The following is an 867-nucleotide window of genomic DNA, read 5'->3' as shown; positions in this document are numbered from 1 at the left end:
ATTAAAAATAGTTTTTGGATATTTTGTTTTTTTTAATGTGATTTTAAGGAACTACTTATTTTTAAATCTACAAATTAGTTAATATATTTATAATCAGTAACTTCCACTATAAATGATTATTACTACTGAAAAATACCTATGAAATATCATTGACAGAGCCATTCGATTTCACTACATCAGTAAAATGGTTCTTTAAAGGAATCATCGCATTGATTTTCTTTGCGTTGATTGGTATTTTAGTGTGTAACATTTGGATTGTCTATTCCACTGAAGATAGAAATTTTTACAGTCTCGACAAACTTCCCTCAAATGATATAGGATTGGTTTTAGGAACCAGTAAAGCCGTACAAGGTGGCAAAGCAAATTTATTCTATAAATATAGAATGGAAGCTGCAGCCCGTTTGTATAAAGAAGGGAAAGTGAAGTTTTTGATTTTAAGTGGTAATCACGATTCTATTTTCTATAACGAACCAAACGACATGAAAAAGTCTTTGATGCGTTTAGGTGTTCCAGAAAATGTGTTAATACTTGATTATGCAGGCTTTCGTACTTACGATTCTATCATTCGTTGCAAAGAAGTATTTAGTCAACGTAAATTCACGATTATATCTCAGCCTACCCATAATGCTAGAGCATTATTTTTAGCTAATCACCTAGGAGTTGATGCTGTAGCCTTTGCGGCACAAGATGTACAGTCTGGCTATAAAACTTATCTAAGAGAGTACTTAGCTCGCCCAAAAGCTATTCTTGACGTATATATTTTTGAAAGAGCTAAATATCAAGAATCAGCAGGGGAATAGTATTGATAATATAATTTTCAAAATCCTTTCTTTCTATTAGGGGGTGACTTAAGTCACCCCCTAATAG

Annotated in this window: 1 protein-coding gene; it reads left to right on the top strand. The window is 32.2% G+C overall.

Going from position 1 to position 867, the window contains the following annotated elements:
- The first annotated feature begins 149 nt into the window (after positions 1-149).
- Positions 150-800, top strand: coding sequence for a SanA/YdcF family protein (locus AC07XN_RS24515; protein WP_309916078.1), 651 nt, complete (start codon positions 150-152; stop codon positions 798-800).
- The last annotated feature ends 67 nt before the right edge of the window (positions 801-867 follow it).

The sequence above is a fragment of the Arcicella sp. GW458-12-2-14-TSB2 genome (genome assembly GCF_059423785.1).
This window is presented reverse-complemented; position numbering and strand designations above follow the sequence as displayed.